The organism is Aeromonas sp. 9A (assembly GCF_963900955.1).
GTDB lineage: Bacteria > Pseudomonadota > Gammaproteobacteria > Enterobacterales > Aeromonadaceae > Aeromonas > Aeromonas salmonicida.
The window spans coordinates 2,604,225-2,629,268 of the sequence record NZ_CAWRFG010000001.1; the positions used below are offsets into that span (position 1 = coordinate 2,604,225).

A 25,044-nucleotide genomic window follows, 5' to 3' on the forward strand; every position below is an offset into this window, starting at 1 on the left:
GGGCGTCAGACGGCCAATGAGTGAAGATCGTCGGCATGCTTCAACAGGTGGTGCCCAGCCGGGCGAAAACGTGGCCGCAAGGGAACGTGTTCGACAGGGGAACCAACACTATATGCATGACTTTATTCAGTGATTCAACCCTTTATCTTGATTCGTCGCCCCCTGATGCCGGCTTGATGCATCGGGGGCTACCGGTGAGTGCCCCTCTTCTGCTTGCAGGCTGCGGATGGTGATGAGGGCGCCGTCAAAATCGAACATTTTCAGCTGCCGCGCCAGCGTGTCCCCTTTGGGCCCAAGACTGATGAGCAGGGGGCCGGCATATTGTTCGAACAGGGGGATGGCAGCGGTGTCGCTTTGCAGCAGCAGGCCCTCAATCTGGCGCAGCAACTGCTGCTGCCAATGGCTGGTGAGGGGGGCTGGCATGGTTGCGGGGGCAGGATCTTCCTCCCCCAGTTGTTCGAGCAGGGTGGCAAGCACGTCGGTAATGGCGGACATCTGGTCGGTCAGTTCACGGCCATCCCCAGAGAGCGTTTGCTCCAGTTGCAGGCTCTGCTCTGCCAGACTCACCAATCCCAGTGTGCTGGCGACACCCCGTAGTGTGTGGGCCAGTCGGGTAGCACTGGTCTGATCGCCTGCTTGCAGATGGCTGGTCAGCAGTGCCATGTCCTGGCTGTGTTCGCTGGCGAAATGGCGCAACAGGGCGACGTATTTGGTCTGGTTGCCCTGCAGCGTGGCCAACCCCTGTTGCAGATCCAGTCCCGGCAGGTTTTGCAACCGGACGAGAGGGGCGATCAGGGTGTCGCTGGCCCGGCGCTGGTATTTGGGCTGTACAGGTGTGCTGGTGGGCAACCATTGTTGCAGCGCCTCGAACAGCTTGGCCGGGGTGACGGGTTTGGCGATGAAGTCGTTCATGCCCGCAGCCTTGCACGCCTTTCTGTCCTCTTCAAAGGCGCTGGCCGTCAGCGCCAGGATAGGCGTCTGCTCCCAACCCGGCAGGGTGCGGATGGCGCGAGTGGCTGTGTAGCCATCCATCAGCGGCATCTGTATGTCCATCAAGATGAGATCGAAGGGATGCTGACTGACCCTCTCCAGCGCTTCCTGGCCATTGACGGCAGTTTCGATGATGAGGCCGCTGTTGTTGAGCAGCTCCAGTACCACCTCGCGGTTGATGGCATTGTCCTCCACCAGCAGCACCCTGGCATGGTTGGAGAAAAAGAGCGCCTGCTGCACTGCCTGTTCGAGCTGTCCTGCTTGCTGCGGTTCGCCCTGGCCCAGTGAAAGCAGGGCGGTGAACCAGAAGCAGCTGCCTTTGCCCTGGGTGCTCTCCACGCCGACTTCTCCCCCCATCAGGGTGGCAAGCCGACTGGTGATTGCGAGGCCCAGCCCGGTGCCGCCGTATTTTCGGGTGGTAGAGGCGTCGGCCTGCTCAAAGGCCTGGAACAGTTTCTCGCGCTGCTCCGGGCTGATGCCGATGCCTGTGTCTTCCACCTCGAAGCGCAGCAGATACCCATTGGAGAGCGGCCGTTCGACCCGTACCCGCAAGGTGACTGAGCCCTGCTCGGTGAACTTGATGGCGTTGGCCGCATAGTTGAGCAGTGCCTGACGCAATCGGGTGATGTCGCCATGGACCCAGGCGGGGGAATCCCCGATATCGACAATGATGGTGAGCCCCTTGGCGCGGGCTTGTTCACTCATCAGGGCACTGACGTTGTTCAGCATGGCGGTGAGGGAGAAGTCGCCTTGCTCCAGTACCATCTTGCCCGCATCGATTTTGGAAAGGTCCAGAATGTCGTTGATGATGGTGAGCAGATGCTGGGCGGCATTGTCGATCTTTTCCAACCGTTCATGCTGGGTGTGATCCGGTGTGTCGCGCTTGAGCAGATAGGTCAGCCCCAGAATGGCATTCATGGGGGTGCGGATCTCGTGGCTCATGTTGGCGAGGAAGGCACTCTTGGCCCGGTTGGCACTCTCCGCCCTTTGGTGGGCCTGGGCCAGTTGCAGGGTGCGTTCGTTGACCATCTCCTCCAGGTGGTAGCGGTATTGATCCAGCTCCTCGCCGAGCTGCTTCTTCTCCGTGATGTCGGCTTGTACCGTCACATAGTGGGTGACCTCGCCGTTCTCCTGACGGATGGGGGAGACGGTGGCCAGCACCTGATAGTGTGAGCCATCCTTGCGCCGGTTGATGAACTCCCCATGCCAGCGCTGGCCTTGATGAATCGCATCCCACAAAGCGACATAGGTGGCATCCGGGGTGAGCCCCGAGCGTAGCAAAGAGGGGGGCTGGCCAATCACATCATGTTTCTGGTAGCCGCTGGCGGCCAGGAAGGCGGCGTTGACGTACTCGATGCGGGACTGGATATCGGTGATAAAGACCCCGTCCGGGCTCTGTTCCAGCGCCAGTGACAACTGGCGCAACTGCTGCTCAGCCTGCTTGCGTTCCGTAATGTCCAGATTGATGCCGAGCAGGCGCACCGGGCGCTGCTGGGCATCCCGATAGACGCTGCCCTTGCTCACCAGCCAGCGTACCTCGCCAGTGGGTAGAAGGATGCGAAACTCGATGTCGAGCGGCGCGCCCGTATGTGGCAGCTCGGACAGCAGTTGGTCGATGCGGGTCCTGTCGTCCGGGTGCAGGCAGCCTTGCCAGACGTGAAATTCGCAGAGTTGCTCCACGCTGCGGCCATAGAGGCGGGCACATTCGGGGGAGAAGAAGAGGCGGCCACTGAGTATGTCCCACTCCCAGATGCCGACGTGGGCCCCTTCCTGGGCCATCAACAGGCGTTGCTCGCTGTCGCGCAAGGCCGTGCTGGTGGTTTCGGCGCGAATACGGGCGCTGATGGCATCGTCCATCAGATTCAGTGCCGCCAGCCTGGCGCGGCGCTGGGTATCGAGCGCCACCTGCTGGTTGTGCAGCAGTTGCTGTTCGGCCAGCTTGCGCTCGGTGATGTCCTGCACTGTGCCATAGAGCTCGACGATTGCCCCACTGCTGTCGCGCAAGGCGGCGCCACGGGCGATGACCCAGACAGGGTCCCCCTGTTCGTGGATCACCTCCGCATCGCACTCGTAGGGCTGGCCGTTTTGCAGGCAATGTTCCACGGCCTGGGCGATGGCGCGCCACCCCTCCTGGGTAAAGTACTTTTTCACTTCGGGATAGACGGCAGGGGGCAAGCCCGGGTCACGGCCATAGATGCGGTAGATCTCTGGCGACCAGAAGTGGCTGTTGTTGGCGATGTGCCAGCGCCAGTTGCCGATCTTGGCCAGATGCTGGGATTCATGCAGTATCACCTCGTTGCGCCGCAGGGCTGCTTCTGTCTCCTTGCGTTGCTGATTATCCTCGATGATCGAGATGAAGTAGTCGGGTTCCCCCTTGAGATCACGGACCAGCGCCACTGTGAGGGTGATCCAGAGCACCTCACCATTCTTGCGCAGATAGCGTTTCTCCAGGGTGTAGTGAGGCCGCTCCCCTGCCAGCATCTGGGCAACGAAAGTTTGATCGATAAAGAGATCGTCCGGGTGGGTGATCTGCTGAAAGCTCATGCCCATCAACTCGTCAGCCTGATAACCCACCATGTCGCACAGTCGCTGGTTGACCCTTAACCAGTTGCCGTCAGGGGCGACCAGGGCGATGCCCACAGCGGCCTGCTCGAAGGTGGCCTGGAAGCGGGTTTCGCTCTGTTGCAGACGGGACTGGATATTCATCAGCTCCTGCCAACGTTGGCTTTCCATGGCACGGGATCTGTGCATGGCGGCGCTGAGCAAACTGATCAGGATGCCATTGGCATTCAAAATCCCCCATTGCACCAGATCCTGACCGGCGGCAATGGTGAGAGAGTGGAGGGGTGGCAACATAAAAAATGCCGTTGCCAATGCACTCACCAGGGTACTGAGCAAGCCAGGTAGCAGACCACCCAGTAGTGCACAGATGATGATGGGCAACATGAAGAGCACCAGCAGCGGTCGCTCACCAAAGGCGATGGGCAGTTGTACCCGGATCTGCAACATGAGGATGGGTAGCAGAACAGCCAGCAGGCAAGCCCCCCACTGCTGCCAGGGCTGGCGGACATGCAACAGCTGAGACCAGCTCATCATAGGAGTTCCTCCGGCGGTGTGGGGGCCTGGGGATAAGGCGGCTGTTTTCCCAGCTGGACTGACAGCGTATTGATCTGGTGCTTGAGGGCCAGCATGGTCAGCTCCCTGTCCACCATCACCTTGTTGAACCGTTCCAGCTCGTTGTTTTGCTGACGCAGCTCAGTGGCCTGACGGGTCAGGGCCTGTTCGACCTGTTCCCGCTCGGTGACGTCCAGCAACAGACCCAGTACTGCAGGCTTGCCGCGATAATCGACGCGTCGCCCGTACAGCTCTACCTCTATGTTCTGATGGTCGTGGTGCAAGGCGGTGAAGCGGGTGTGTATCTCGGTGTCCTCCTCTTCGCTGCGCTGCAACTGTTCCGCGACCCTGGCGCTGTCTTTCGGGCTGGCCAGCCCATGCAGGGTGCCCACCTTCAGCAAGGTGGCGGTTGAGCTGTGGCCGAACAGACGGGCGAAGCCCGGGTTGATGTAACAGAGCTGGCCCTGCTGGATGATGTAGATGCCGGCGAGGGATTGCTCGACCAGGGCGCGAAACAGCCCTTCTCGTTCCCGCAAGCCGGCTTCTGCACGTTTGATGTCCGTGATATCGCGGGAGATCCCGAAGATGCCGATCACCTGACCATCGTTGTCTTGCAAGGGACCCTTGGTGGCGAGGAATACCCGCTCCCCGCAAGGCAGGGTCAGATGTTCTTCCTGGGTTTGCACCTTGTTGCTTGCGATCACCTGCCGGCCCAGCTCCATCAGCATCTGGGCCTGGTCAGGGGGAAAGATAGCCTGATCATCCAGGCCCAGCATTTCATCGGCTGATTTGCCGACGAACTGGCTGGCGGCGCGATTGAAGAGGATGTATTTGCCCTCCATGTCCTTGGCAAAGATGGCATCTTCCGAGCTGTCGGCAATGGCGGAGAGCAGTTGCAACGCCTGCAGGCGACCCGCCTGGGATTGCTGGATCTGTGCCGCCATATAGAGTTGGGTATGCTGTCGCACCATTATGATGCCCGCATTGGCGATAAACAGTACCAGCAGGCCGATGAGCACTATCCAGACGCTCTCCCTGACGGCAGCTTTGTTCAGTTCTACCTTGTCTATCTTGGCCAGCAGATACCAGTCGGTTCCCACGACAGGGTAGACGGTGCCAAAGACATCTACATTACGGTAGTCCCTGCCAAAGAAGAGTTGTCTATGACTATCTGTGGCACTGCCATTGATAAACTGGGCTGCCAACAGTGCTTTGCTGTCGAGGGGGAGTTGCAGTGTGAGTGCAGAACCAGGGCGATAGCGCACATCGTTGAGAAATTGCACTTGCCCACCTTGCTTGCGAAACAAGAGTGCTTCACCACTACTGTCCGGGACGGGCCATAACCTGAGAATATTGTTGAGCCAGTCGCTGGAGTGGATCTGCAAGACGACAAAGGGAGATTGCCCTCCCTTGCCAGGTAGTGCTGCGATGAAGTCGAGTTGGGGCTGACCTTTCTCATTGAGGTAGGGGCCAGTTCGCATGACAGTGCCCGCCTGCAGCTTGGTAATGGCATCACGTTGTGCTGCGCTGATACCGCCAGCCCCGGGGGTTTGCTGCAAGATTGCACCTGTGGGGCTTAACAGGGTGGCAGCACTGAAACCGCGCAGAGAGATAAAATCAGCCAAACGGGTTATCAGTGGTTCATTCCCACGACTCAGGTTATCCGTCAGCCCCTGACCATAGAGCGCAGCATAGCGGGGGTTGTCGACCAGCTGCATTGCATTGCGTTGACGGGCATTGAGCCACTCTGTGATGCGCTGGCTCTTGAGATCGGCAATTGCCTCGAGTCGGGCCGCTTCTTTGTTCTGGATATGGCCGATATTCTGGGCGATGGCCATGCCGGTCAGCGCCAGGATGAGACTGTTGATCAGGATAAAAGGCAGCAGTTGACGACGGGAAGGCGCTGCGGTTGCCGTCGGCATGTCGATGCGGCGGCGCAGCATGGTGTAGAGCATGAGCGCCGTGATGAGGATAAACAGCCAGCCCTTGATGGTGCTGGCCAGCGCGAACTGACTGGGTGTGCTGAACAGCCACTCCACCGCCTTGTCGGATAGCAGGATCCACAGGCTTGCTACGGCGGCATAGGTGAGGACGACATTGAGAACATAGGCGCGGGTGAGTGGCGGCTGATCAGCCATGCGGGGCCTCGTTTTCATCCGTGTAGCGCTCTGCGATGGCAACGAACTGGTCGAAATGGTTGTCAAACGCCGTCACCACGTCCGGATCGAAATGCTGGCCTGTGCCACTGAGGATCAGGGCTCTCGCCTCGTCATAGGGCATGGCGGCCTTGTAGACCCGTACATTGATGAGGGCATCAAACACATCGGCCAATGCCATCAAGCGGGCTGAGAGAGGAATTTCATCACCACGCAGGCCGTCAGGATAGCCACTGCCATCCCACTTTTCGTGGTGCCAGTGGGCGATCTCCTTGGCCAGGGTGAGAAACGCCAGCGGTTGTTCAATATCCCGTTCGGCCTCCTCGATGGCATCGCTACCGAGTTTGGCGTGGGTACGCATGACCTCCCACTCCTCTACTGTCAGCTTGGCGGGCTTGAGCAGCACATGGTCGGGAATACCCACCTTGCCGATATCGTGCAAGGGGGCGGAGCGGCTCAGCAGATCGATGTAGCGGGGGGTCAGGGTATCGATAAAGCGGGGATGGCTGGCGAGGGCATTCGCCAGCAGTCGAACATAGCCCTGGGTGCGCAAGATGTGATTGCCGGTTTCGGGATCTCGAATCTCCGCCAGGTGAGCGAGTGCGCGGATGGAGACCTGCTGGATCAGATCGTTCTCTGTCATTCGCCGCGCCACTTCGGCCTCCAGTGCCGTATTCTGGCTCTGCAGGCCGTCGCGGGCCTGCTTGGCCTCCAGCTGGGTGCGTACCCGTGCCTGAACGATGGCCGGCTTGATGGGCTTGGTAATGTAGTCGGCCGCGCCCAGCGACAGTCCGTACTCTTCACTCTGGCTGTCGGCGAGGGCGGTGAGCAGCACCACAGGGATGCGGCTGGTTTCAGGGTTTGTACGCAGCTGTTTGAGCACTTCATAACCATCCATGCCCGGCATCATCACATCCAGCAAAATGAGATCCGGCAGTGTCTTACCAGTGGCAATTCGCAGGCACTTCTCTCCGCTCTGGGCGGCCAGCACCCGGTAGGTGGGCGAGAGCAGGTCGGTCAGCACCATCAAATTCTCGGGCGAGTCATCGACGATCAGTATGGTGGCGGCGTGAGATGTGAACATAAGTCCTCCATGACTTGTTTCAATCAGTCGAGTATAGAGTCAATTGTTACCGAGTAATAAGGACTTACCTCGACCTACCCCTTGATGGAGAGACGTTTGTCCAACCTCTGTGCTGTCACGCCTGCTGGCCAGGCCGTCAGCCTGGCGTGCCATTGGCCCAGCAGGCGATGGCATCGCCCACCGAGAACTTGCCCTCCAGCAGGGCGCGACCGAGGATGATCCCCTTGACCCCTGTGCCCTTGAGCGCCTCTATATCCGCGATGCCACCGATACCGCCGGAGGCCTGGAAGCCCACGCTCGGGTAGCGGGCACAGAGATCCCGATAGAGCTCGACGTTGGTGCCGGAAAGGGTGCCGTCGCGGCTGATGTCGGTGCAGAGCACATGCTTGAGGCCGGCAGGGAGGAAACGCTCGATCAGCGCCTCTATGGTCACGCCGCTGTTCTCTTGCCAGCCTGCCACTGCGATATGGCGATTGCCCTGGGCATCGATATTGACGTCCAGCGCCAGCACTATCTGCTCGGGGCCATATTTCTCCATCCAGCTTGCCACCAGATCCGGCGATTTGACGGCAGTGGAGCCTATCACCACCCGGCTGGCACCGGCGGCCAATAGGTCTGCCACATCCTGCTCGGTGCGTACGCCGCCACCGACCTGCACAGGCGCTTCAGTAGCCGACAGCAGCTGGGTCAGCAGGGGCAACTGGCGGGCTTGTGTCTCTTTGGCGCCGTCCAGATCCACCAGATGCAGCTGCACCGCGCCCTGGGAGACATATTCGTCGAAGCGGGCCTGGGGGCTGCTGCTGTATTCGGTCTTTTGGTCATAGTCCCCCTGATAGAGACGTACGACCTGACCATTTATCAAATCGATGGCGGGAATAATCATCCTTGTTACAGCTCCAGAAAGTTTTTCAGTAAACGGGCACCGGCTGCGCCTGAGCGCTCCGGGTGGAATTGGGCGCCAAAGAAGTTGTCCCGGCTCACGATGGCGGTAAAGGGCTGGCCATAATCGCAGGTGGCGAGTGTCGCCTCCGTCACCTCCAAAGCGTAGGAGTGGACGAAGTAGAAGTAGCTGCCGCTTGGAATGCCGCTCAGCAGCGGGTGCGTTTCGTCGTGCTCAATCTGGTTCCAGCCCATGTGGGGCAGGCGCAAATTGCCCACCTCCATCAGCCGGATCCTGCCAGGCACTATGCCAAGGCAGTCGATGAGCTGGCCTTCACTGCCATCAGCGATCATGTTCTCTTCGGAGGCTTCCGCCAGCATCTGCATGCCGAGGCAAAAGCCCAGCAGCGGCTGTGTGGCGGCGCGAATAAGGGGCACCAGCCCCCGTTCGTTGAGGTTCTTCATGGCGGCCACCGCCGTGCCGACGCCGGGCAGGATCAGCTTGTCCGCGCCCTCGATATCGGCCGCCTTGCTGGAAACCAGCGGTTGCACGCCGAGGCGCTCGAACGCCATTCTTACCGAAGCCAGATTCGCGCAGCCGGTGTCGATGATGACCAGTTTCTGATTGTTCATCGTGCCTTACCTATGTCGATTGGCGAGATTTTCACCATCACGGCTGTGCCGATAATGCCCCGCTTCTGCTTGCTCATATCCATCACAATACCCCTTTGCTGGAGGGGAGCTCGCTCCCTTCCACCCGGATGGCCTGACGCAGGGCGCGGCCAAAGCCCTTGAACAGTGCTTCCACCTGGTGGTGGGTGTTACCGCTGCCCACCTTCATCTGCAGGGTGATGGCCATGGCGTCCGAGAGCGAGCGGAAGAAATGGGGCACCATTTCGGTGGCCATTTCGCCCACGCTGTCGCGGCCAAAGCCGCTCGGGCAGTCAAACACGAAGTAGGGGCGACCGCTGAGATCCAGAGCCGTACTCACCTCCTGCTCGGTCAGCGGGCGCGCATCGATCACCGCCTGCACCTCGTCCATCGCCAGCACGAAGCCGAAACGGCCTATGCCGCGCTTGTTGCCAAGGGCCTGGCGCATGGCCTGACCCAGCGCCAGTCCCACATCTTCCACCGTGTGGTGATCGTCGATGTGCAGATCACCGCTGACGTTCAGCTTGAGCCTGAAACCGGCGTGGGTCGCTATCTGATCCAGCATGTGATCAAAAAAGCCGATACCGGTGGCGATCTGGTTGCCGCCGCTCTTGTTTGTGGCAGAAGGGTCCAAATCAACCGCCACCTGAATACGGGTCTCCTTGGTGTAGCGTTCCACCTCGGCAGTGCGGCCCTTGGACAGTAGCTGATCACGAATGGCGAGCCAGTTGTGATCCTGCGGGTGGTAGCGAATGCCACCAATGCCCATGTTCTCGGCAAGCTGCAGATCGGTCTGGCGATCGCCAATCACGAAGGAGTTGGCAAAGTCGATGCGACCCGAGGCGAGATACTCCTTCACCAGCCCGAGGTGGGGTTTGCGGCAGCTGCAGCCGTCAGTGGGGAAGTGCGGGCAGATCAGCACCTGCTCCCAGTTCACCCCTTGGGATTCAAAGAGATGCATCATCAGGTCGTGAGGGGGCTGGAAGTTCTCCTGCGGCAGGCTGGCGGTGCCCAGTCCATCCTGGTTGGTCACCATCACCAGCACGTAGCCGGCAGCCTGCAGCTCGCGCAGTACTGGTATCACCATGGGCTCGAAGCGCAGCTTGGCGAGGCTGTCCACCTGCTTGTCGGTCACCGGCTCCTCGATCAGGGTACCGTCGCGGTCGATAAACAAAAACGGGGTCTTCATAAATTACATCCTTATAAACTGACTGGCTGATCACGCAGGACTGCAAGCACGGCATCCATTTCGTTCTGATAGCCGATGGTAATGCGAATGCTGTTTTCAAGGCCCGGTTTGGTGGAGAAATCCCGCAATATGATGCCGGCAGCTTTCATGGCGGCAAACACGGCGGCGCTGTCAACGAAGCGCACCAGTATGAAGTTGCCCTTGTCCTCGAATACTTCTCTCACACAAGGCAGCGCTGTCAGTGCTGTCTTGATAAGCGCCTTCTGCTTGTTGATCTCGGCGACCCGCTCCTGCATCAGCTCCAGCCCCATGGGGGAGAGCGCCTGCGCCGCTATCTGGGCGATGGGATCCGGGATGGGATAGGGGGCAATCACCTTGGCCAGCATGGCGATGACCTCAGGGCTTGCCAGCGTAAAGCCGCAGCGGATCCCGGCCAGGGCAAAGGCCTTGGAGAGGGTACGAGTCACCACCAGATTGGGGAAGCGGGCCAGCAAGTCCACCACGGACGCCTTGGGGCAAAATTCGATGTAGGCCTCATCCACCACGATAATGGCGCGATTGCGTGCTTTCTCCAGCAGGGCGATGAGGCCGTCTCGGCCCACCAGATCCCCTGTGGGGTTGTTGGGGGAGCAGAGGAACACCAGCTTCACATCAGACAGACGGTTCGCGATGGCGGGCCAGTCCGGCTGACGACAGGCAGTAAGCGGCTGTTCGACAATGCCCACGCCACAGGTCTCGGCACTGATGGCGTACATGCCGTAAGTAGGCGGGCAGATGAGGATCTGATCTTCCCCGGCTTCGCAGAAGGTGCGGATCAGAAGCTCGATTGCCTCGTCGGCGCCACGGCTGACCAGCACCTGGTCGGGGTTGACCCCCGCATAGGCGGCGTAGCCGTTGACTACCTCGGCCGGTTGGCACTCGGGATAGCGGTTGAGACGATTTCCCTCAATGGTGAAGGGATAGGCCTGCGGCGCCTCGTTGGCGTTGAGCCAGACATGGCCCTTGCCGCCGATGCGGCGAGCGGATTGATAGGGGGTGAGAGCCCGCACCACGCGGCGAGCCAGATTGGCGATGCTCATGACAAATCCTTCTGCTGTGCGTTTTGCTGTGACTCAATGGCTAGGGCGTTCAACCTGAGGGTGACGGCATTTTTGTGTCCATCGAGCCCCTCGGCCTGTGCGATGCGCTGGACTATGGGGCCAAGCCCCTGAATGCCCTCAACGCTGAGTTCCTGCACAGTGTAACGGCGCTGGTAATCGGCCAGCCCCAGGCTCGAGCAGGTACGGGCATAGCCGTAGGTGGGCAGGGTGTGGTTGGTGCCGCTGGCATAATCCCCCACCGACTCCGGCGTCCATTGGCCCAGAAAGATGGAACCGGCGTTCTCGAGCTGGTCCAGCAGCTCGCGGGGCGCTTGGGTCTGCACGATAAGGTGCTCCGGGGCGTAGGCATTGGAGATAGCGCAGGCCTCATCCAGCGTGTCGCAAAGGATCACCAGGCTTGAACCCAGCGCTTTGGCGGCGATCTCGCGGCGGCTGAGCTGTGCCAACTGGCGCTTGATCTCGCCCGCAATGGCATCGGCCAGCAGCGGCGATGTGGTGACCAGCACTACCTGGCTGTCGGGGCCGTGCTCGGCCTGAGAAAGTAAATCTGCCGCCACGAAGGCGGGATTGGCGCTCTCGTCGGCAATCACCAGCACCTCGGAGGGGCCGGCGGGCATATCGATGGCGGCGCCGCGCCAGTCGCGGGAAACCTGCCCCTTGGCCTCGGTCACATAGGCGTTGCCCGGGCCAAAGATCTTGTCCACCTTGGGGATCGTCTGCGTGCCATAAGCCATGGCGGCGATGGCCTGCGCGCCACCGATGGCGAATACCTTCTCGACACCGCAGGCGCGGGCGGCAAACAGTATCTCGTCGCTGGCAGGAGACGGGGTACAGAGCACCACTTCACGGCAACCGGCCAGGTCTGCCGGAATGGCCAGCATCATGACGGTGGAGGGGAGCGGCGCGCTGCCCCCCGGCACATAGAGACCGACCCGGCTGATGGGTTGGGTGCGCAGCTCGCACACCACGCCGGGTTGGGTCTCTACCCGCACCACGGGCTGTGCTTGCGCGGCATGGAAGGTGCGAATATTGGCAATGGAAGCCTTGATGGCGTCTTTGATGTCGTCATCCAGACGCCCGCAGGCGGCCTCGATTTCGGCTTCGCTGACCCGCAGTTGTTCACGGGGGGCGCGCTCGAAGCGCAGGCTCAGCTCGCGCAGGGCCTCGTCGCCACGGCTGCGCACCGCTGCGATGATCTCTTTGACCACTGCGCCGATATCGGCCTCGTCATTGAGGGCAGGGCGGGTCAGCACATCGGCCTGCTGGGCAGGGGAGAGGGTTTTCCAGATCAGGGTCTGCATGATGTCCCTTCCTTATTCCATCATTTTTTCGATGGGCAGCACCAGAATGGAGCTGGCGCCGAGGGCCTTGAGCTGCTCCATGGTCTCCCAGAACAGGGTCTCGCTGGATACCACGTGCAGGGCCACCTGATTGGTGTCACCGGCCAGCTGCATGATGGTGGGGCGCTCGGCGCCCGGCAGCAGATCCGTGATGGCATCGAGCTTGTCTTTCGGGGCGTGCAGCATGATGTACTTGCTCTCGCGTGCCTGCTGCATCCCCTGGATGCGGGGCAGCAACTTGTCGATGAGCTTCTGTTTGGCCTCATTCAAGGGGTTGGGGGCCTGCACCAGCACCGCCTTGGAGCGGTAGATCACTTCCACCTCTTTGAGACCATTGGCTTCCAGGGTGGCACCGGTGGAGACCAGATCGCAGATGGCATCGGCCAGACCCGCGCGCGGTGCCACTTCCACCGAGCCGCCCAGCATGACGCTCTTGAAATTGAGTCCCTTCTCATCGAAGAAGCGTTTGAGCAGACCCGGGTAAGAGGTGGCGATGCGTTTGCCTGCCAGACTTTCGGGCCCTGTGTAGGCCACATCGTCCGGTACTGCCAGCGACAGACGGCAACCCCCGAAATCCAGCTGCTTGAGGGTTTTCACTTGTGCAGGCAGCCCCTGGGAGGCGCGAATGAGCTGCGCTTCTTCCAGCACGTTTTCACCTATGATGCCAAGGTCAACCACCCCTTCCATCACCAGACCGGGGATGTCGTCATCACGCACCCGCAGTATGTCGATGGGCATGTTTTCCACATGGGCAATGAGGCGCTGCTCCCGCAGGTTTATCTTGAGGCCGCAGCTCTTGAACAGGGCTTGGGAGTCTTGGCTCAGACGACCGGACTTTTGCATGGCGATACGCAGGCGTTGTGTTTCCATTTGCTCGATTTCCTTCTAGTCAAAAACGAAAAAACCCTCGGAAGTATGTGCTTCCGAGGGTTTATGAATCTTGCGGTCCTTTTGGAAGTCACCAGTTAAGTGTCTTCCAGCAGTCAACCTCCTGAAAGACTAGTCGGGATGATGATGGTGGTGATGAGTCTTCAGCAGGGTGAACTTCATGTAATCAATCCTTTACAAAGAAGATGTCGTAGTTGACGCCCGATTTAAACTACCTTCCTTGACAGAAAAAGCAACCCGAAATTGTGATTTCATCGATTAAAGTGAAGAAAACGGTTTTCTGGTCGATAACTAGACAAGATGCCCCAGAGGAGTCGAGATCATGCCAAGCCAGGACCTGTTATTCCCCATTTTGCCCAGAGCGCCTGCAGCCCCGAATCCTGACGACATCAAGCGGGAAGTGACCCAGATCAGCAAGAAACACCAGTTGCGCAAAACCAGTACGGACAACGGCGAATCCCAGCAGCGCCAGCAAGCCTATCCCGATGCCAAGCGTGATCAGCCAAAGGTTGAAGAGGATGATCATAAGCCGGACCCCGACCATCAGATCGATCTCTTCGTCTGAACGCATTATCAGTCCCGCTTTCGCCACGCTTTTGGCATAATGCCCGCTTTTGCAGCGGGACGCCCCTTTGACCATCCAGACCCTGTTCAAGCCAGATGGCCCTCTGGCCAGCCACATCGACGGCTTTGTTGCCCGCGCCCCGCAGCTGGCCATGGCCGAGGCTGTTTCCAGCGCCATCAAGAGTGGTGGCCGCCTGCTGGTGGAGGCGGGCACGGGCACCGGCAAGACCTACGCCTATCTGGTGCCAGCGCTGGAATCCGGCAAGCGGGTGGTGATCAGCACCGGATCCAAGAACCTGCAAGAGCAACTCTTCTACCGGGATCTCCCGACCATCACAGGCGCGCTCTCCTACACCCCACCAGTGGCCCTGCTCAAGGGGCGCAGCAACTATCTGTGCATAGAGCGGATGAACCGGCTCTTGAGCGAATCCCATCTGCAAAAGCCTGACATCCTCAATGATCTGGTGAAGGTCAAATCCTGGTCTACCGCCACCGACAATGGCGATGTGGGCGACATTCCGGGATTGCAGGAGAACGCCGAGATCCTCGCCCACGTCACCAGCACCAACGACAACTGCCTCGGTCGCGACTGCCCCTATTACGACGACTGCCATCTGGTGGTGGCCCGTCGCCGCGCCATGGATGCCCAGGTAGTGGTGATCAATCATCACCTCTTCTTCGCCGATATGGCGGTGAAAGACACGGGATTTGGCGAGCTGGTGCCCGAAGCACAGGTGTATGTGTTCGACGAGGCGCACCAGTTGGCGGAGATCGCCACCAACTACTTCGGCAAGTCGGTGGGCAGTCGCACCATCCAGGATCTGGCGCAGGATATCCAGCTGGCCTATCGGGCCGAGGCGCACGATATGGGGCAGCTTGGCAAGGCGGCGGACCGGCTCTCCATCGCCAGTCAGGACTTGCGTCTCGCCTTCGGGGTGGATGGCGGGCGCGGCAATACCCGCGACATGTTGCGCCATCCGCTCTGGGCCCAGGCACTGGCCCGCCTCAACGACGCCCTCGGGCTCTGTTACGAGGTGCTTAAACTGGCGCTGGGGCGTGGTGAGCAGCTGGATCATGCCTTCGAGCGGATCTGCGAACTGCGCACCCGTTTGGGGGAGGTGCTGGCCATCAACCAGACCGGTTTCTCCTACTGGTATGACTGCTCGCGGCTTCACTTTTCCCTCAATATCACCCCGCTGTCGGTGGCCGAGCGGTTTGGCGCCGAGGTGCTGCGGCCCGAGGTGGCCTGGATCTTTACCTCTGCCACCCTGACGGTGGATATGCGCTTTGATCACTTCAAAGCCGAGCTGGGACTGGCCGGCAGCGCCGAGCTTATTCTCGACAGCCCGTTTGACTACGCCGAGCAGGCGCGGCTGTGCGTGCCCCGTTTTCTGCCCGAGCCCAATGCCTTCGGGCGGGGCGAACAGCTGGCCCAGTTGATGATCCCCCTTATCAACAAAACGCCGGGGGGCTGTTTTTTCCTTTGCACCAGCCATCAGGTGATGCGTCAGGTGGCCGAGGTGCTGCGCCGTGAAATTGGCCGCACCGTCTTGCTGCAGGGGGAGGATAACAAGCAGCGACTGCTCAAGGAGTTTGTGGAGAATGGCCGCGCTGTGCTGGTGGCCACCAGCAGTTTCTGGGAAGGGATAGACGTGCGGGGGGCTGCGTTGTCGTGTGTTATCATCGACAAGCTGCCGTTTGCCAGTCCCGACGATCCCTTGCTCAAGGCGCGGGTCGATGACTGCAAGCTCAAAGGGGGCGATCCCTTCGCCGATATACAGCTGCCCAAGGCGGTGATTGCCTTGAAACAGGGGGTTGGGCGGCTCATTCGTGATCGCAGTGATCACGGCGTACTGGTCATATGTGATCCACGCATGGTCAACAAACCCTACGGTGCCACCTTTATCAAGAGTTTGCCAGCCATTCCCCGTACGCGGGCGTTGGGGACGCTGGGTAACTTCTTCGATCGCTGTGAGTGAGCCTGCCGGTGCGCCTTCTTCAGCCTGCCCTGAACGGATTGCGCTGAAAAAATACACTGATTTGAACAGCCAGTGAGTTCGTCCTGGACTTGCCGGTTATGTAATTGACTGATGTTATAGAGATTGGAAAGCATGAACGAGTTGAAGATCCTGGCCGTTGATACCGCCACCGAAGCCTGCTCTGCCGCCTTGCTGGTGGGTGACACGCTGTTCTCCCGCTGGGAAGAGGCGCCGCGGGATCACACCCGTAAAATTTTGCCCATGGTTCAGGCTGTGTTGGACGATGCCAGGATAACCTTGGGCGAGCTTGATGCCATCGCCTTCGGCCGTGGCCCGGGTTCCTTTACTGGCGTGCGGATCGGGATCAGTGTGGCTCAGGGGCTGGCCTTCGGCGTTGGCGTGCCGCTCATCGGTATCTCCACACTGGCTGCCATGGCGCAGGGGGCTCACCGGCTGGAGGGCGCTGAGCGGGTGTTGACCGCCATCGATGCGCGCATGGGGGAGGTTTACTTCGGTCAGTACGAGCTGAAGGATGGCCGCATGCAGCTGGTAGGGGACGAAGTGGTGAGCGATCCGGTCACTCTGGTGGCTGACCGTACGCTGGTACATGGCAAGATGACTGGCAGCTGGAGCCGGGTTGGCACCGGTTTTGAAACTTATGGCGAAGCCCTTGCTGAGCTTGCTGCAGAGCTGGCAGTGAGCCAGGTGCGCTTCCCGGCCGCGGTTGACATGCTGCCGCTGGCACGCGCCGCCTGGCTGGCGGGTGAGGCGGTGCCGGTGGAGCAGGCCACGCCCGTCTATTTGCGAGACAAGGTGACCTGGAAAAAACTGCCGGGCCGCGAATAACGGCGAAAAGCCGTGGCATTGATGGTGCTCTTGCTGCATACCAACAGGGCTGGTAACGCGCCCGGTATCTGTATCCCAAAAAGGAGAGTGACATGATCAAGCGTGCGATGGTGATAGGGTTGGCAGGCTTGCTGCTCGGTGCGTGCAGCTCGGTACCCAAGGAGCTGGCGTATGAGCCGGCAAACCAGCTGGTGGCTTATCAGCCCGGCTTGGTTGGTCAGGAAGGCAAGCCTGCCCGCTGGAGCGGGGTCATTTCTGCGGTACACAACAAGGCGGATCAGAGTGTCGTCGAGGTGGTCTATCTGCCGCTCAAGTCCAACGGCGTGCCGGAGCAGACCGAGCAGAGCCCGGGCCGATTTCTGGCCATCATGAAGGGATTTGTCGATCCGACCCTCTACGCCAAGGGACGCAGCCTGACGGTGCTGGGTACCATAGACAAACCGGTAGACAGCCAGATTGGCGAGCACAAATATCGCTTCTCCGTGCTCAATGCCAACTCCAGCAAGCTGTGGCCGCCGGTGAAGGAGGTGGAGATCCGCTACATGGACCCTTACTTCTACGACCCCTTCTATGATCCCTTCTGGCCGAGACGGCCGCTGCGCCGCTAAGGTTGCTCATGACTGTCACCATGCAGGAGAACATGGTCACCCTGGCCGATGGTCGGCGGGTGGCCTTGCTTGAGAACGAACAACCGGCCCCTGGTCAGCGGGGCAAGCCGCTGCTGATCGCGCTGCACGGCTGGCTCGACAACGGTGCCAGCTTTCTGCCTCTGGCACCCTATCTGGCAGATTTTCACCTGGTCTGTGTCGATCTGCCGGGTCATGGTCATTCAGATCACAAGGCTACCCCTTATGTTTTTGTCGACTGGCTCGATGATCTCTATCAGATCGTTCAGGCGGCAGGCTGGTCCCGTTTTATCCTGCTCGGTCACTCCCTCGGTGCTCTGATCGCCTCTGCTTATGCCGGTGTCTTTCCCGAGCAGGTTGAGCGACTCATCATGCTGGAGGGGCTGGGACCACTGACCCAGCCCGATGACACAGTGCCGGAGCAACTGCGTAAAGCGATCTTGAATCGCAGCCGTACTCGCGAGCGAGCCCCCAATGGTTTCGCCTCCATCGACGAAGCGGTAATGGCCCGTTGCAAGGTGGCGGATATAGCCCCATCGGCCGCCCGCCTTATCTGCGAACGGCAGCTGGTTGAACGGGCAGGGCGCTGGTATTGGCGCAGCGATCCCCGCCTGCGGGATCTCTCACCGATACGCATGAGCGAAGGCCAGGCCCAGGCGCTGATCCGTGCCATCCGTTGTCCTGTGCTCTTTATCCGGGGTGAGCTGGGCTTTGCCAGTCTGCTGGCGCAGTGGCAGCTGCGTCATGGTGCATTCGAGCGGATAGAAAGGGTCGTTTTGGCGGGAAACCACCATTTTCATATGGAAAATTCGGCCGATACCGCCGTTTGTATCGAAAAATTTTGTCAAATTCGTTAGAATCACCGGCTTTGAATCATTCTAGGTTTGTCTTCCTCCTCACATTTTCTGTTGTTAATTTGCTGTTAATTGATGTTGCCCTATGTAAGTATGTGCGGCATTAGAGCATGAGCTTAAAACAACCAATTGAAATGGATGTGAACAGGGACGGAGGCAACACAGTGAGCGCACAGGTGCTAGTTATGCAGGAGAAGTTCGTGGAAAAAGTCTGGCTGAAGCGTTATCCGGAAGGGGTCCCCGCCGAGATCAATCCAGACCAATACAGCTCCCTGGTCGAAATGTTTGAAGAGTCGGTGACCGAGTTCGCCGATCAACCTGCCTTCGTCAACATGGGGCAGACCATCACCTACCGCCGGCTGGAAGAGCAGTCCCGCGCCTTTGCCGCCTACCTGCAAAACGAGCTCAAGCTCAGTCAGGGTGATCGGGTAGCTGTCATGATGCCGAACCTGCTGCAATATCCCATTGCCGTGTTCGGCATACTGCGCGCCGGCATGATAGTGGTGAACGTCAACCCCCTCTATACCCCCCGTGAGCTGGAACATCAGCTCAAGGACTCCGGCGCCAAGGCCATCGTCATCGTCTCCAACTTTGCCCATACATTGGAAAAAGTGGTCTACGACACCCCGATCAAGCACGTCATCCTGACCCGCATGGGTGACAACCTGGGGCTGGCCAAGGGCACACTCGTCAACTTCGTGGTGAAATACGTCAAGAAGCTGGTGCCCAAATACAACCTGCCCCACGCCAGCACCATGCGCCAGGCGCTCGCCAAGGGTCGCTACCTGCAGTATATCAAGCCCGAGATCACCAACGACGATCTCGCTTTCCTGCAGTACACAGGTGGCACCACGGGTCTCTCCAAGGGCGCCATGCTGACCCACCGCAACATGATTGCCAACGTCGAGCAGTGCCTTGGCGTCTACGGCCCCATGCTGGAGCGTGGCAAGGAGTTCGTGGTCACGGCACTGCCGCTCTACCACGTCTTCGCCCTCACAGTGAATTGTCTGCTGTTCATGCGCATGGGCGGGTACAACCTGCTTATCAGCAACCCGCGCGACATACCGGGCTTTGTCAAAGAGATCAGAAAATACCCCTTCACCTGCATCACGGGGGTCAACACTCTGTTCAATGCCCTGGTCAACAACGGTGAGTTCCAGTCGATGGATTTCAGCAAGCTCAAGTTGACCATAGGGGGTGGCATGGCGGTGCAACGGGCGGTCGCCGAACAGTGGAAGGGGCTGACCGACACCCCGCTGCTGGAAGGCTATGGGCTGACCGAGTGCTCCCCTCTGGTGAGCGTCTGCCCCTACGACCTGCTCGATTACAACGGCTCCATCGGTCTGCCTGTCTGCTCTACCGATATCCGGTTGGTGGATGACGCAGGTCAGGTGATCACCGAGCTCGGCAAGCCGGGCGAGATGCAGGTGCGCGGCCCGCAAGTGATGGTGGGTTACTGGCAGCGACCGGAAGCCACCGCCGAGGTGATGCAGGATGGCTGGCTCTGTACCGGTGATATCGCCGTGTGCGACGAGCAGGGTTTTTTCAAGATTGTTGATCGCAAGAAGGACATGATCCTGGTCTCGGGTTTCAACGTCTATCCGAACGAGATCGAGGATGTAGTGGCGCTTCATCCCAAGGTGCTGGAAGTGGCCGCCGTCGGCGTGCCGCACAAGGTATCCGGCGAGTTGGTGAAGATCTTCGTGGTCAAGAAAGATGCAAAGTTGCAGGAGGACGAGATAATTGCCCACTGCCGCACACATCTGACTGCCTATAAGGTGCCGAAACTGGTAGAATTTCGCGACGAACTTCCCAAGACCAATGTGGGCAAGATCCTGCGGCGCGTGCTGCGCGACGAGGAAATTGCCAAGCAATAACGGGCGATCCGCCGCTGTCATGCAAAACCGTGGGTCAATCCACGGTTTTTTCTTTTGGCCCTGATCAACGCGCAGGCAACGATGCACTATCAACTTATCACTCAGCAAGCCGAACTGGAGCAGTATCTCGCCTCCCTGGCCGACGTTCCCCTGGCCATCGATACTGAATTCGTTCGCACCCGCACCTATTACCCCCAGCTGGGCCTGTTCCAGATCTATGATGGTGAGCATCTGGCGTTGCTGGATCCACTCACCCTGGATCTCGCCCCCCTTTGGCAACGGCTCGGTCGGGCAGGGCAGATCGCCATACTGCACGCTTCCGGCGAAGACCTTGAGCTGATCCAGCATGAAGCCGGTCACCTGCCCAATCAGATGCACGACACCCAGCTGGCAACGGCTTTCCTGGGCTATGGTGTCTCTGTGGGTTTTGGTGCGCTGGCCAAGGAGTTTCTCGGGGTGGATCTGGTCAAGGATCAGGCGCGTACCGACTGGCTAGCCCGCCCGCTCACCGAACGTCAACTCGAATACGCAGCCGCCGATGTGCTCTACCTGATGCCCCTCTACGAGAAGGTGATGGCCAAACTGCACGAAAGCGGCAAATTCGCCTGGTTCGAGCAGGAGTGCCAGAACCACTCGGCTCGCAAGACCCAGGGCAGTGATCCCTATCAAGCCTATCTCGACATTATCAACGCCTGGCAACTGGGCCGCCGCGAACTGGCCATACTGCGCGAGCTGGCTGCTTGGCGTCAGCAGGAAGCGGTGCGCCGGGATCTGGCTCTCAACTTCGTGGTCAAGGAGCTGCACCTGTTCAAGGTGGCCGAGCGTCGTCCGGCCTCCCTGCGCGACCTCAACGAATTGGGTCTGGCTCCCATCGAAATCAAGATCCATGGCAAGCGGATGCTGGACATAGTGGCCCAGGCCCAGCGCAGCGAGCCGGATAGCTGGCCCGAGCCGATCCGCCGACTGGTGGATTATCCCCAGTACAAGGCTGAACTCAAGCGCATCAAGGGGATGGTGGAAGAGAAGGCCAAGGCCTGCAATATTCCGCCTGAACTGGTGGCGAGCAAGAAGATCATTCACCAGTACTTCACCTGGAGCTGGCGCATGAGCGATGAAGAGCGCGCCCGCAGCGATAAGCCCATGTTGCTGCAAGGGTGGCGTCATGAGCTGGTAGGTCATTTGCTGGCCCAATAACAGATACCAAAAGAGAGATGGGCCGCTGGGCCCATTTTTTATATCTGCCTCAGTGCAGCGGGTAGTGATAACGGGCAAGGATCCGGGCGTATTGCGGGCTTTGCATCAGCGCCCGTATGGCCTCATCGAGGCGCTGCAACTGCGGCTCTGTGGTAGTGCGGCGATTTAGCATCAAATGCACGGGGTTTTGCTGGATATCGAGCAAGGTGGTCAGTTTATCGAGGGATATGCCCGCGAGGGCCAGCTCCTGCATGCCCATGGGATCCATGACCACCCCCTGAATGCGCCCCGCCAGTAGCAGCTTGATCAATTGCTCCATCCGCAACCTGACGATCAGGCGATCCGTCACCTGTGGTGCCTGCATGAAGGTGCGAAAATCCGCCCCATAATCAAAATCGCGCAGCACGCCTATGGTGAATTGGGTGAGGGGCAGCAGCTCGGATAGCTGGTCGACCCCTTGCCAGCGTGCTTTGTCCTGGCGTCGGATGATCAGCACTGTGCTTTCATGGCGATAGGGGATGGAGAAGCGGGCAAACTGTTCCCGCTGAACTGTCTTGTTGGCCGTCATCGTCATCTGGAGGGAGCCGAACTCGAGCTCGCGCAGGGTCCGGGCCCAGGGCATTTCGATGTAGCGGGCCTCGAAGTCGGCCCGGTTGAAGATGGCCTCCAGCAGTTCTATGTCCAGCCCCTGCAACTGCTGTTGTTCATCGCGAAAGCTGAACGGGTGCCAGCTTGACCAGCCCACGCTCAGTGACTCCTGTGCCCAGGCGGTGAAACACAAACACCATAACAACAAGACTCTGTACACGGAAACATCCCTGTTCAGCACGGTTGTTGTTGATTATTGGATAGAAGCGACAGCCTGACCAGCCGGGAAGAGAGGATGCACGAATGTGCATCCCTTAGAGTTCGTGAGCGTGGAACCCCTTGTCATAACGGGTTTCGCAGCGCGGACAGCGTTGCAGGGTCGGATCCTGCTCGAGTTGCTCGATGGAGAGCGGCTCCTCGCAATCGGAGCAAAGACCATAAAGGCCCAGATCCATTTGACAGAGAGCCGCATCGATCCGCTTGAGGCTCGCCACACTCTGCTCCACCTTGGGCAAATCGAGACGACTGGTCAGATCAACCAGCTGATCCCGCTCGCAGTGATCCACTTTTTCCGCCCACTCGTCACGCCGGCAGGCTTTGAGCTGATCGATCAGCTCTCCTCTTACTTGCGCCCAGTCAGCCAGCAGGCGTTCACGCCACACGGCCAACCGGGCTTGCGTCATTTCACACACACTAGCCCCCAACAGACGAATTACGAATCCAGGGCAGTATAGGGAAGCGACAGGATTATCAAGATGATATGCGTCAAGTAAAGGACGGTTAGATCACAGTTTTCGTGGCTTGCAACAGGGCCTCGCGAATGGGATCCGTCTCCTTGAACAGGCGGATATCACGAAACAACAGGTCGGCTTGCGGGTATTCCCGCTTGAGGTAACTGAACCACTGTTTGATGCGGCTGGGATAGTAATCCGCCTTCTCGCTCGCCAGATCCTGCTCCGTGTAGCTCACCATCAGCTGCAACACTGCTGCCCAGCTCATGTGAGCGCAGCCGGTCTTCATCACGTTGGCCAGATTGGGGAGGGAGATGGCGCCACGGCCCACCATGAGGGCGTCGCAACCGGAGACACTGGCGCAGGTCAGGGCATCCTGGTGATCCCAGATCTCGCCATTGGCGGTGACGGGGATGGGCAGGGCGCGGCGGATGGCGTCCACATACTCCCAATGAGCCGGCGCTTTGTAGCCTTCGCGCTTGGTGCGGGCATGGACCGCCAGCTCGTTGGCGCCAGCCTGATAGACAGCCTGAGCATTCTCCAGATAGAGATCCTTGTCATCGTAACCAAGACGGATCTTGGCACTGACCGGCAGATGGGCTGGCACCGCCTCACGCACCGCCTTGACGATGCGGTAGACGGCCTCGGGCTCCTTGAGCAAGATGGCGCCTCCCTTGCTCTTGTTCACTGTGGGGGCAGGGCAGCCAAAGTTGAGATCGACCCCCGGTGAGCCGAGCTCGATGGCACGCACAGCATTTTCTGCCAGCCATTCCGGGTGCTGCCCCAGCAGTTGTACTCGCACCGGTGTGCCGGCGCGGGTCTTGCCGCCCTGCTTGAGTTCGGGCGCGATCCGATAAAACACCTTGGCAGGCAGCAGCTGATCGACCACACGTATAAATTCGCTCACGCAGAGGTCGTAATCGTTGACGGAGGTGAGGACCTCCCGCATCAGGTGATCCAGCACCCCCTGCATGGGGGCCAAAATAACGCGCATAACCGGTTCCGAAGACAAGGGGAGAAAAAAGAGCGCAGATTGTAGTGGCAATGGCCGGCGTTGTCAGCCGCCAGCCCACACGTCGGGATGAATCATCCATCTAGTGCAAGGGGATGAACATGATAACGCGCATAACCGGTTCCGAAGGCAAGGGATTGCAGAGACGATAGCCGTTGGCAGCTTCATTGAGTCTGATGAGCCGCAGATTGCTGCAGAGATAGCCGACGTTGTCGGCTTTTGGGCCAATTCTGTTAGGCTAAGTAGAGGTGCATTGTAAAGGAGCGGCCATGAAACGTTGGTGTCTGATGGGGTTGGGCTGGCTGGCCTTCGTGACCGGCATTGTCGGGATAGTGCTGCCACTGCTGCCAACCACTCCCTTCATGTTGCTGGCGGCGGCGCTGTTTGCCCGTTCTTCTCCCCGCTTTCACCGCTGGCTGCTGGCTCACCCCTGGTTCGGGCCGCCCATCGTCGACTGGCAGCAGCACCGCGGCATTCGCCGTCATGCCCGCCGCCGCGCCGTCGTCTTTATCCTGCTCTCTTTCTCTGTGTCCCTGGCGGTGGTGCCTCTGCTCTGGGTCAGATTGCTGCTCATTGCCATAATGGTGATCCTGCTCACCTGGTTAATACGTTTGCCAGTACTGGAGCCAGTTGCAATGGAGAAGTGAAGTCCCTAAGCTATTGCGGCAATAATGCTATGGAGTCGGCCTGTCATGTTGCGTGATGGGCCTTTTTATTTCCCGCTGGCGGGAAGATGAGATAAACGGCCATCTGGGTCGAAAAACAAACGGTCAAACCATGAATCCGGAAACCCTGAAATTTATCGAAGCGAGCATCAAGACCATTCCCGACTATCCGAAGCCGGGCATTCTGTTTCGTGACATCACCAGCCTGATAGAGAATGCGGAGGCCTTCAAGGCCACCATCGATCTGCTGGCCGAGCATTATCGTGATCAAGGGATCACCAAGATCGTCGGTACGGAAGCCCGCGGCTTCATCTTCGGTGCGCCGGTCGCCTTCGCCATGGGCTTGGGGTTTGTGCCTGTACGCAAGCCAGGCAAACTGCCCCGCGCTGTGATTGAAGAGTCCTATGCCCTCGAGTACGGCACCGACACCCTGCAACTGCACACCGATGCCATAGTGCCGGGTGACAAGGTGCTGGTGGTTGACGATCTGCTGGCGACCGGCGGTACCGTCGATGCTACCGTCAAGCTTATCCGCCGTGCCGGTGGTGAGGTGGCAGATGCGGCCTTCATCATCTCACTGCCGTCCCTGGGTGGTGATGCCCGCCTGACTGCCGCCGGCATCAAGGTCGTCTCACTGGTCGAACTGGCCGGCGAATAATCCCCCAGTATGCAAAGCAGGCCTCGTCAGCCTGTTGCGCGTCTTGAAACCGGTGCCCG

Annotated in this window: 21 protein-coding genes and 1 other annotated feature; of the genes, 9 read left to right on the forward strand and 12 right to left on the reverse strand. The window is 59.5% G+C overall.

Features of this window, described 5'->3' with window-relative positions:
* Positions 1–126 precede the first annotated feature (126 nt).
* From AACX78_RS12125 to hisG, 9 genes are all read right to left on the reverse strand, one after another.
* Positions 127–4,086, reverse strand: a complete 3,960-nt coding sequence (locus AACX78_RS12125) for a PAS domain S-box protein (protein WP_159166349.1) — start codon at positions 4,084–4,086, stop codon at positions 127–129.
* Positions 4,083–6,242 (reverse strand): PAS domain-containing protein, encoded by a 2,160-nt coding sequence (locus AACX78_RS12130; protein ID WP_159166350.1) that lies wholly within the window; start codon positions 6,240–6,242, stop codon positions 4,083–4,085. The genes AACX78_RS12125 and AACX78_RS12130 overlap by 4 nt, the downstream gene beginning before the upstream one ends.
* Positions 6,235–7,344 (reverse strand): response regulator, encoded by a 1,110-nt coding sequence (locus AACX78_RS12135; RefSeq protein ID WP_005311377.1) that lies wholly within the window; start codon positions 7,342–7,344, stop codon positions 6,235–6,237. Before AACX78_RS12135 ends, AACX78_RS12130 begins: the two co-directional genes overlap by 8 nt.
* A 136-nt stretch (positions 7,345–7,480) precedes the next feature.
* Positions 7,481–8,227 (reverse strand): 1-(5-phosphoribosyl)-5-[(5-phosphoribosylamino)methylideneamino]imidazole-4-carboxamide isomerase, encoded by a 747-nt coding sequence (hisA, locus tag AACX78_RS12140; protein WP_159166351.1) that lies wholly within the window; start codon positions 8,225–8,227, stop codon positions 7,481–7,483.
* Positions 8,228–8,232: 5 nt separating this feature from the next.
* The gene (hisH, locus tag AACX78_RS12145) at positions 8,233–8,856 is read right to left on the reverse strand and encodes an imidazole glycerol phosphate synthase subunit HisH (protein WP_159166352.1); all 624 of its coding nucleotides are present in this window, start codon (positions 8,854–8,856) and stop codon (positions 8,233–8,235) included.
* Between the two features lie 82 nt (positions 8,857–8,938).
* Positions 8,939–10,063 (reverse strand): bifunctional histidinol-phosphatase/imidazoleglycerol-phosphate dehydratase HisB, encoded by a 1,125-nt coding sequence (gene hisB / locus AACX78_RS12150; RefSeq protein WP_159166353.1) that lies wholly within the window; start codon positions 10,061–10,063, stop codon positions 8,939–8,941.
* Between the two features lie 11 nt (positions 10,064–10,074).
* Entirely contained in the window at positions 10,075–11,142 is a 1,068-nt protein-coding gene (gene hisC, locus AACX78_RS12155) for a histidinol-phosphate transaminase (RefSeq protein ID WP_159166354.1), read from the reverse strand.
* Entirely contained in the window at positions 11,139–12,464 is a 1,326-nt protein-coding gene (gene hisD, locus AACX78_RS12160; protein ID WP_159166355.1) for a histidinol dehydrogenase, read from the reverse strand. The genes hisC and hisD overlap by 4 nt, the downstream gene beginning before the upstream one ends.
* 12 nt (positions 12,465–12,476) lie before the next feature.
* A complete protein-coding gene (hisG, locus tag AACX78_RS12165) occupies positions 12,477–13,373 on the reverse strand; it encodes an ATP phosphoribosyltransferase (protein WP_005311391.1) in 897 nt (298 codons plus the stop codon).
* Between the two features lie 25 nt (positions 13,374–13,398).
* Positions 13,399–13,527: a sequence feature (His leader region), on the reverse strand.
* A 186-nt stretch (positions 13,528–13,713) separates the two neighbouring features.
* On the opposite strand from hisG, the gene AACX78_RS12170 reads away from it, so the two are divergent.
* From AACX78_RS12170 to rnd, 7 genes are all read left to right on the forward strand, one after another.
* A complete protein-coding gene (locus tag AACX78_RS12170) occupies positions 13,714–13,956 on the forward strand; it encodes a hypothetical protein (RefSeq protein WP_017412649.1) in 243 nt (80 codons plus the stop codon).
* A 67-nt stretch (positions 13,957–14,023) separates the two neighbouring features.
* A complete protein-coding gene (locus tag AACX78_RS12175) occupies positions 14,024–15,934 on the forward strand; it encodes an ATP-dependent DNA helicase (protein WP_159166356.1) in 1,911 nt (636 codons plus the stop codon).
* Between the two features lie 132 nt (positions 15,935–16,066).
* The gene (gene tsaB, locus AACX78_RS12180; protein WP_201302843.1) at positions 16,067–16,780 is read left to right on the forward strand and encodes a tRNA (adenosine(37)-N6)-threonylcarbamoyltransferase complex dimerization subunit type 1 TsaB; all 714 of its coding nucleotides are present in this window, start codon (positions 16,067–16,069) and stop codon (positions 16,778–16,780) included.
* 92 nt (positions 16,781–16,872) lie between these two features.
* Complete coding sequence (locus AACX78_RS12185) at positions 16,873–17,388, forward strand: Slp family lipoprotein (protein WP_059167822.1); 516 nt, start codon at positions 16,873–16,875, stop codon at positions 17,386–17,388.
* Positions 17,389–17,396: 8 nt separating this feature from the next.
* Positions 17,397–18,263, forward strand: a complete 867-nt coding sequence (locus AACX78_RS12190) for an alpha/beta fold hydrolase (protein ID WP_159166357.1) — start codon at positions 17,397–17,399, stop codon at positions 18,261–18,263.
* 197 nt (positions 18,264–18,460) lie between these two features.
* Positions 18,461–20,137 carry a long-chain-fatty-acid--CoA ligase FadD gene (gene fadD, locus AACX78_RS12195; RefSeq protein ID WP_096119665.1) on the forward strand — a complete coding sequence of 559 codons (1,677 nt, stop codon included), beginning with the start codon at positions 18,461–18,463 and terminating at the stop codon, positions 20,135–20,137.
* Between the two features lie 81 nt (positions 20,138–20,218).
* On the forward strand, positions 20,219–21,331 hold the full coding sequence (gene rnd / locus AACX78_RS12200) for a ribonuclease D (RefSeq protein ID WP_042467386.1): 1,113 nt from the start codon (positions 20,219–20,221) through the stop codon (positions 21,329–21,331).
* A gap of 49 nt (positions 21,332–21,380) precedes the next feature.
* Here rnd and AACX78_RS12205 read toward each other — a convergent pair whose 3' ends face one another.
* The 3 genes from AACX78_RS12205 to dusC form a co-directional block, all read right to left on the reverse strand.
* Entirely contained in the window at positions 21,381–22,139 is a 759-nt protein-coding gene (locus AACX78_RS12205; protein WP_159166358.1) for a substrate-binding periplasmic protein, read from the reverse strand.
* A gap of 94 nt (positions 22,140–22,233) precedes the next feature.
* Complete coding sequence (locus AACX78_RS12210) at positions 22,234–22,602, reverse strand: TraR/DksA family transcriptional regulator (RefSeq protein ID WP_021139343.1); 369 nt, start codon at positions 22,600–22,602, stop codon at positions 22,234–22,236.
* Between the two features lie 97 nt (positions 22,603–22,699).
* Positions 22,700–23,644, reverse strand: a complete 945-nt coding sequence (gene dusC / locus AACX78_RS12215) for a tRNA dihydrouridine(16) synthase DusC (protein ID WP_159166359.1) — start codon at positions 23,642–23,644, stop codon at positions 22,700–22,702.
* Between the two features lie 287 nt (positions 23,645–23,931).
* Between dusC and AACX78_RS12220 the strand changes: the two genes are divergently transcribed.
* Both AACX78_RS12220 and apt read left to right on the forward strand, forming a co-directional pair.
* Positions 23,932–24,309, forward strand: coding sequence for a YbaN family protein (locus AACX78_RS12220; protein ID WP_125729914.1), 378 nt, complete (start codon positions 23,932–23,934; stop codon positions 24,307–24,309).
* A gap of 130 nt (positions 24,310–24,439) precedes the next feature.
* The gene (gene apt / locus AACX78_RS12225) at positions 24,440–24,985 is read left to right on the forward strand and encodes an adenine phosphoribosyltransferase (RefSeq protein ID WP_005311419.1); all 546 of its coding nucleotides are present in this window, start codon (positions 24,440–24,442) and stop codon (positions 24,983–24,985) included.
* Positions 24,986–25,044 lie beyond the last annotated feature (59 nt).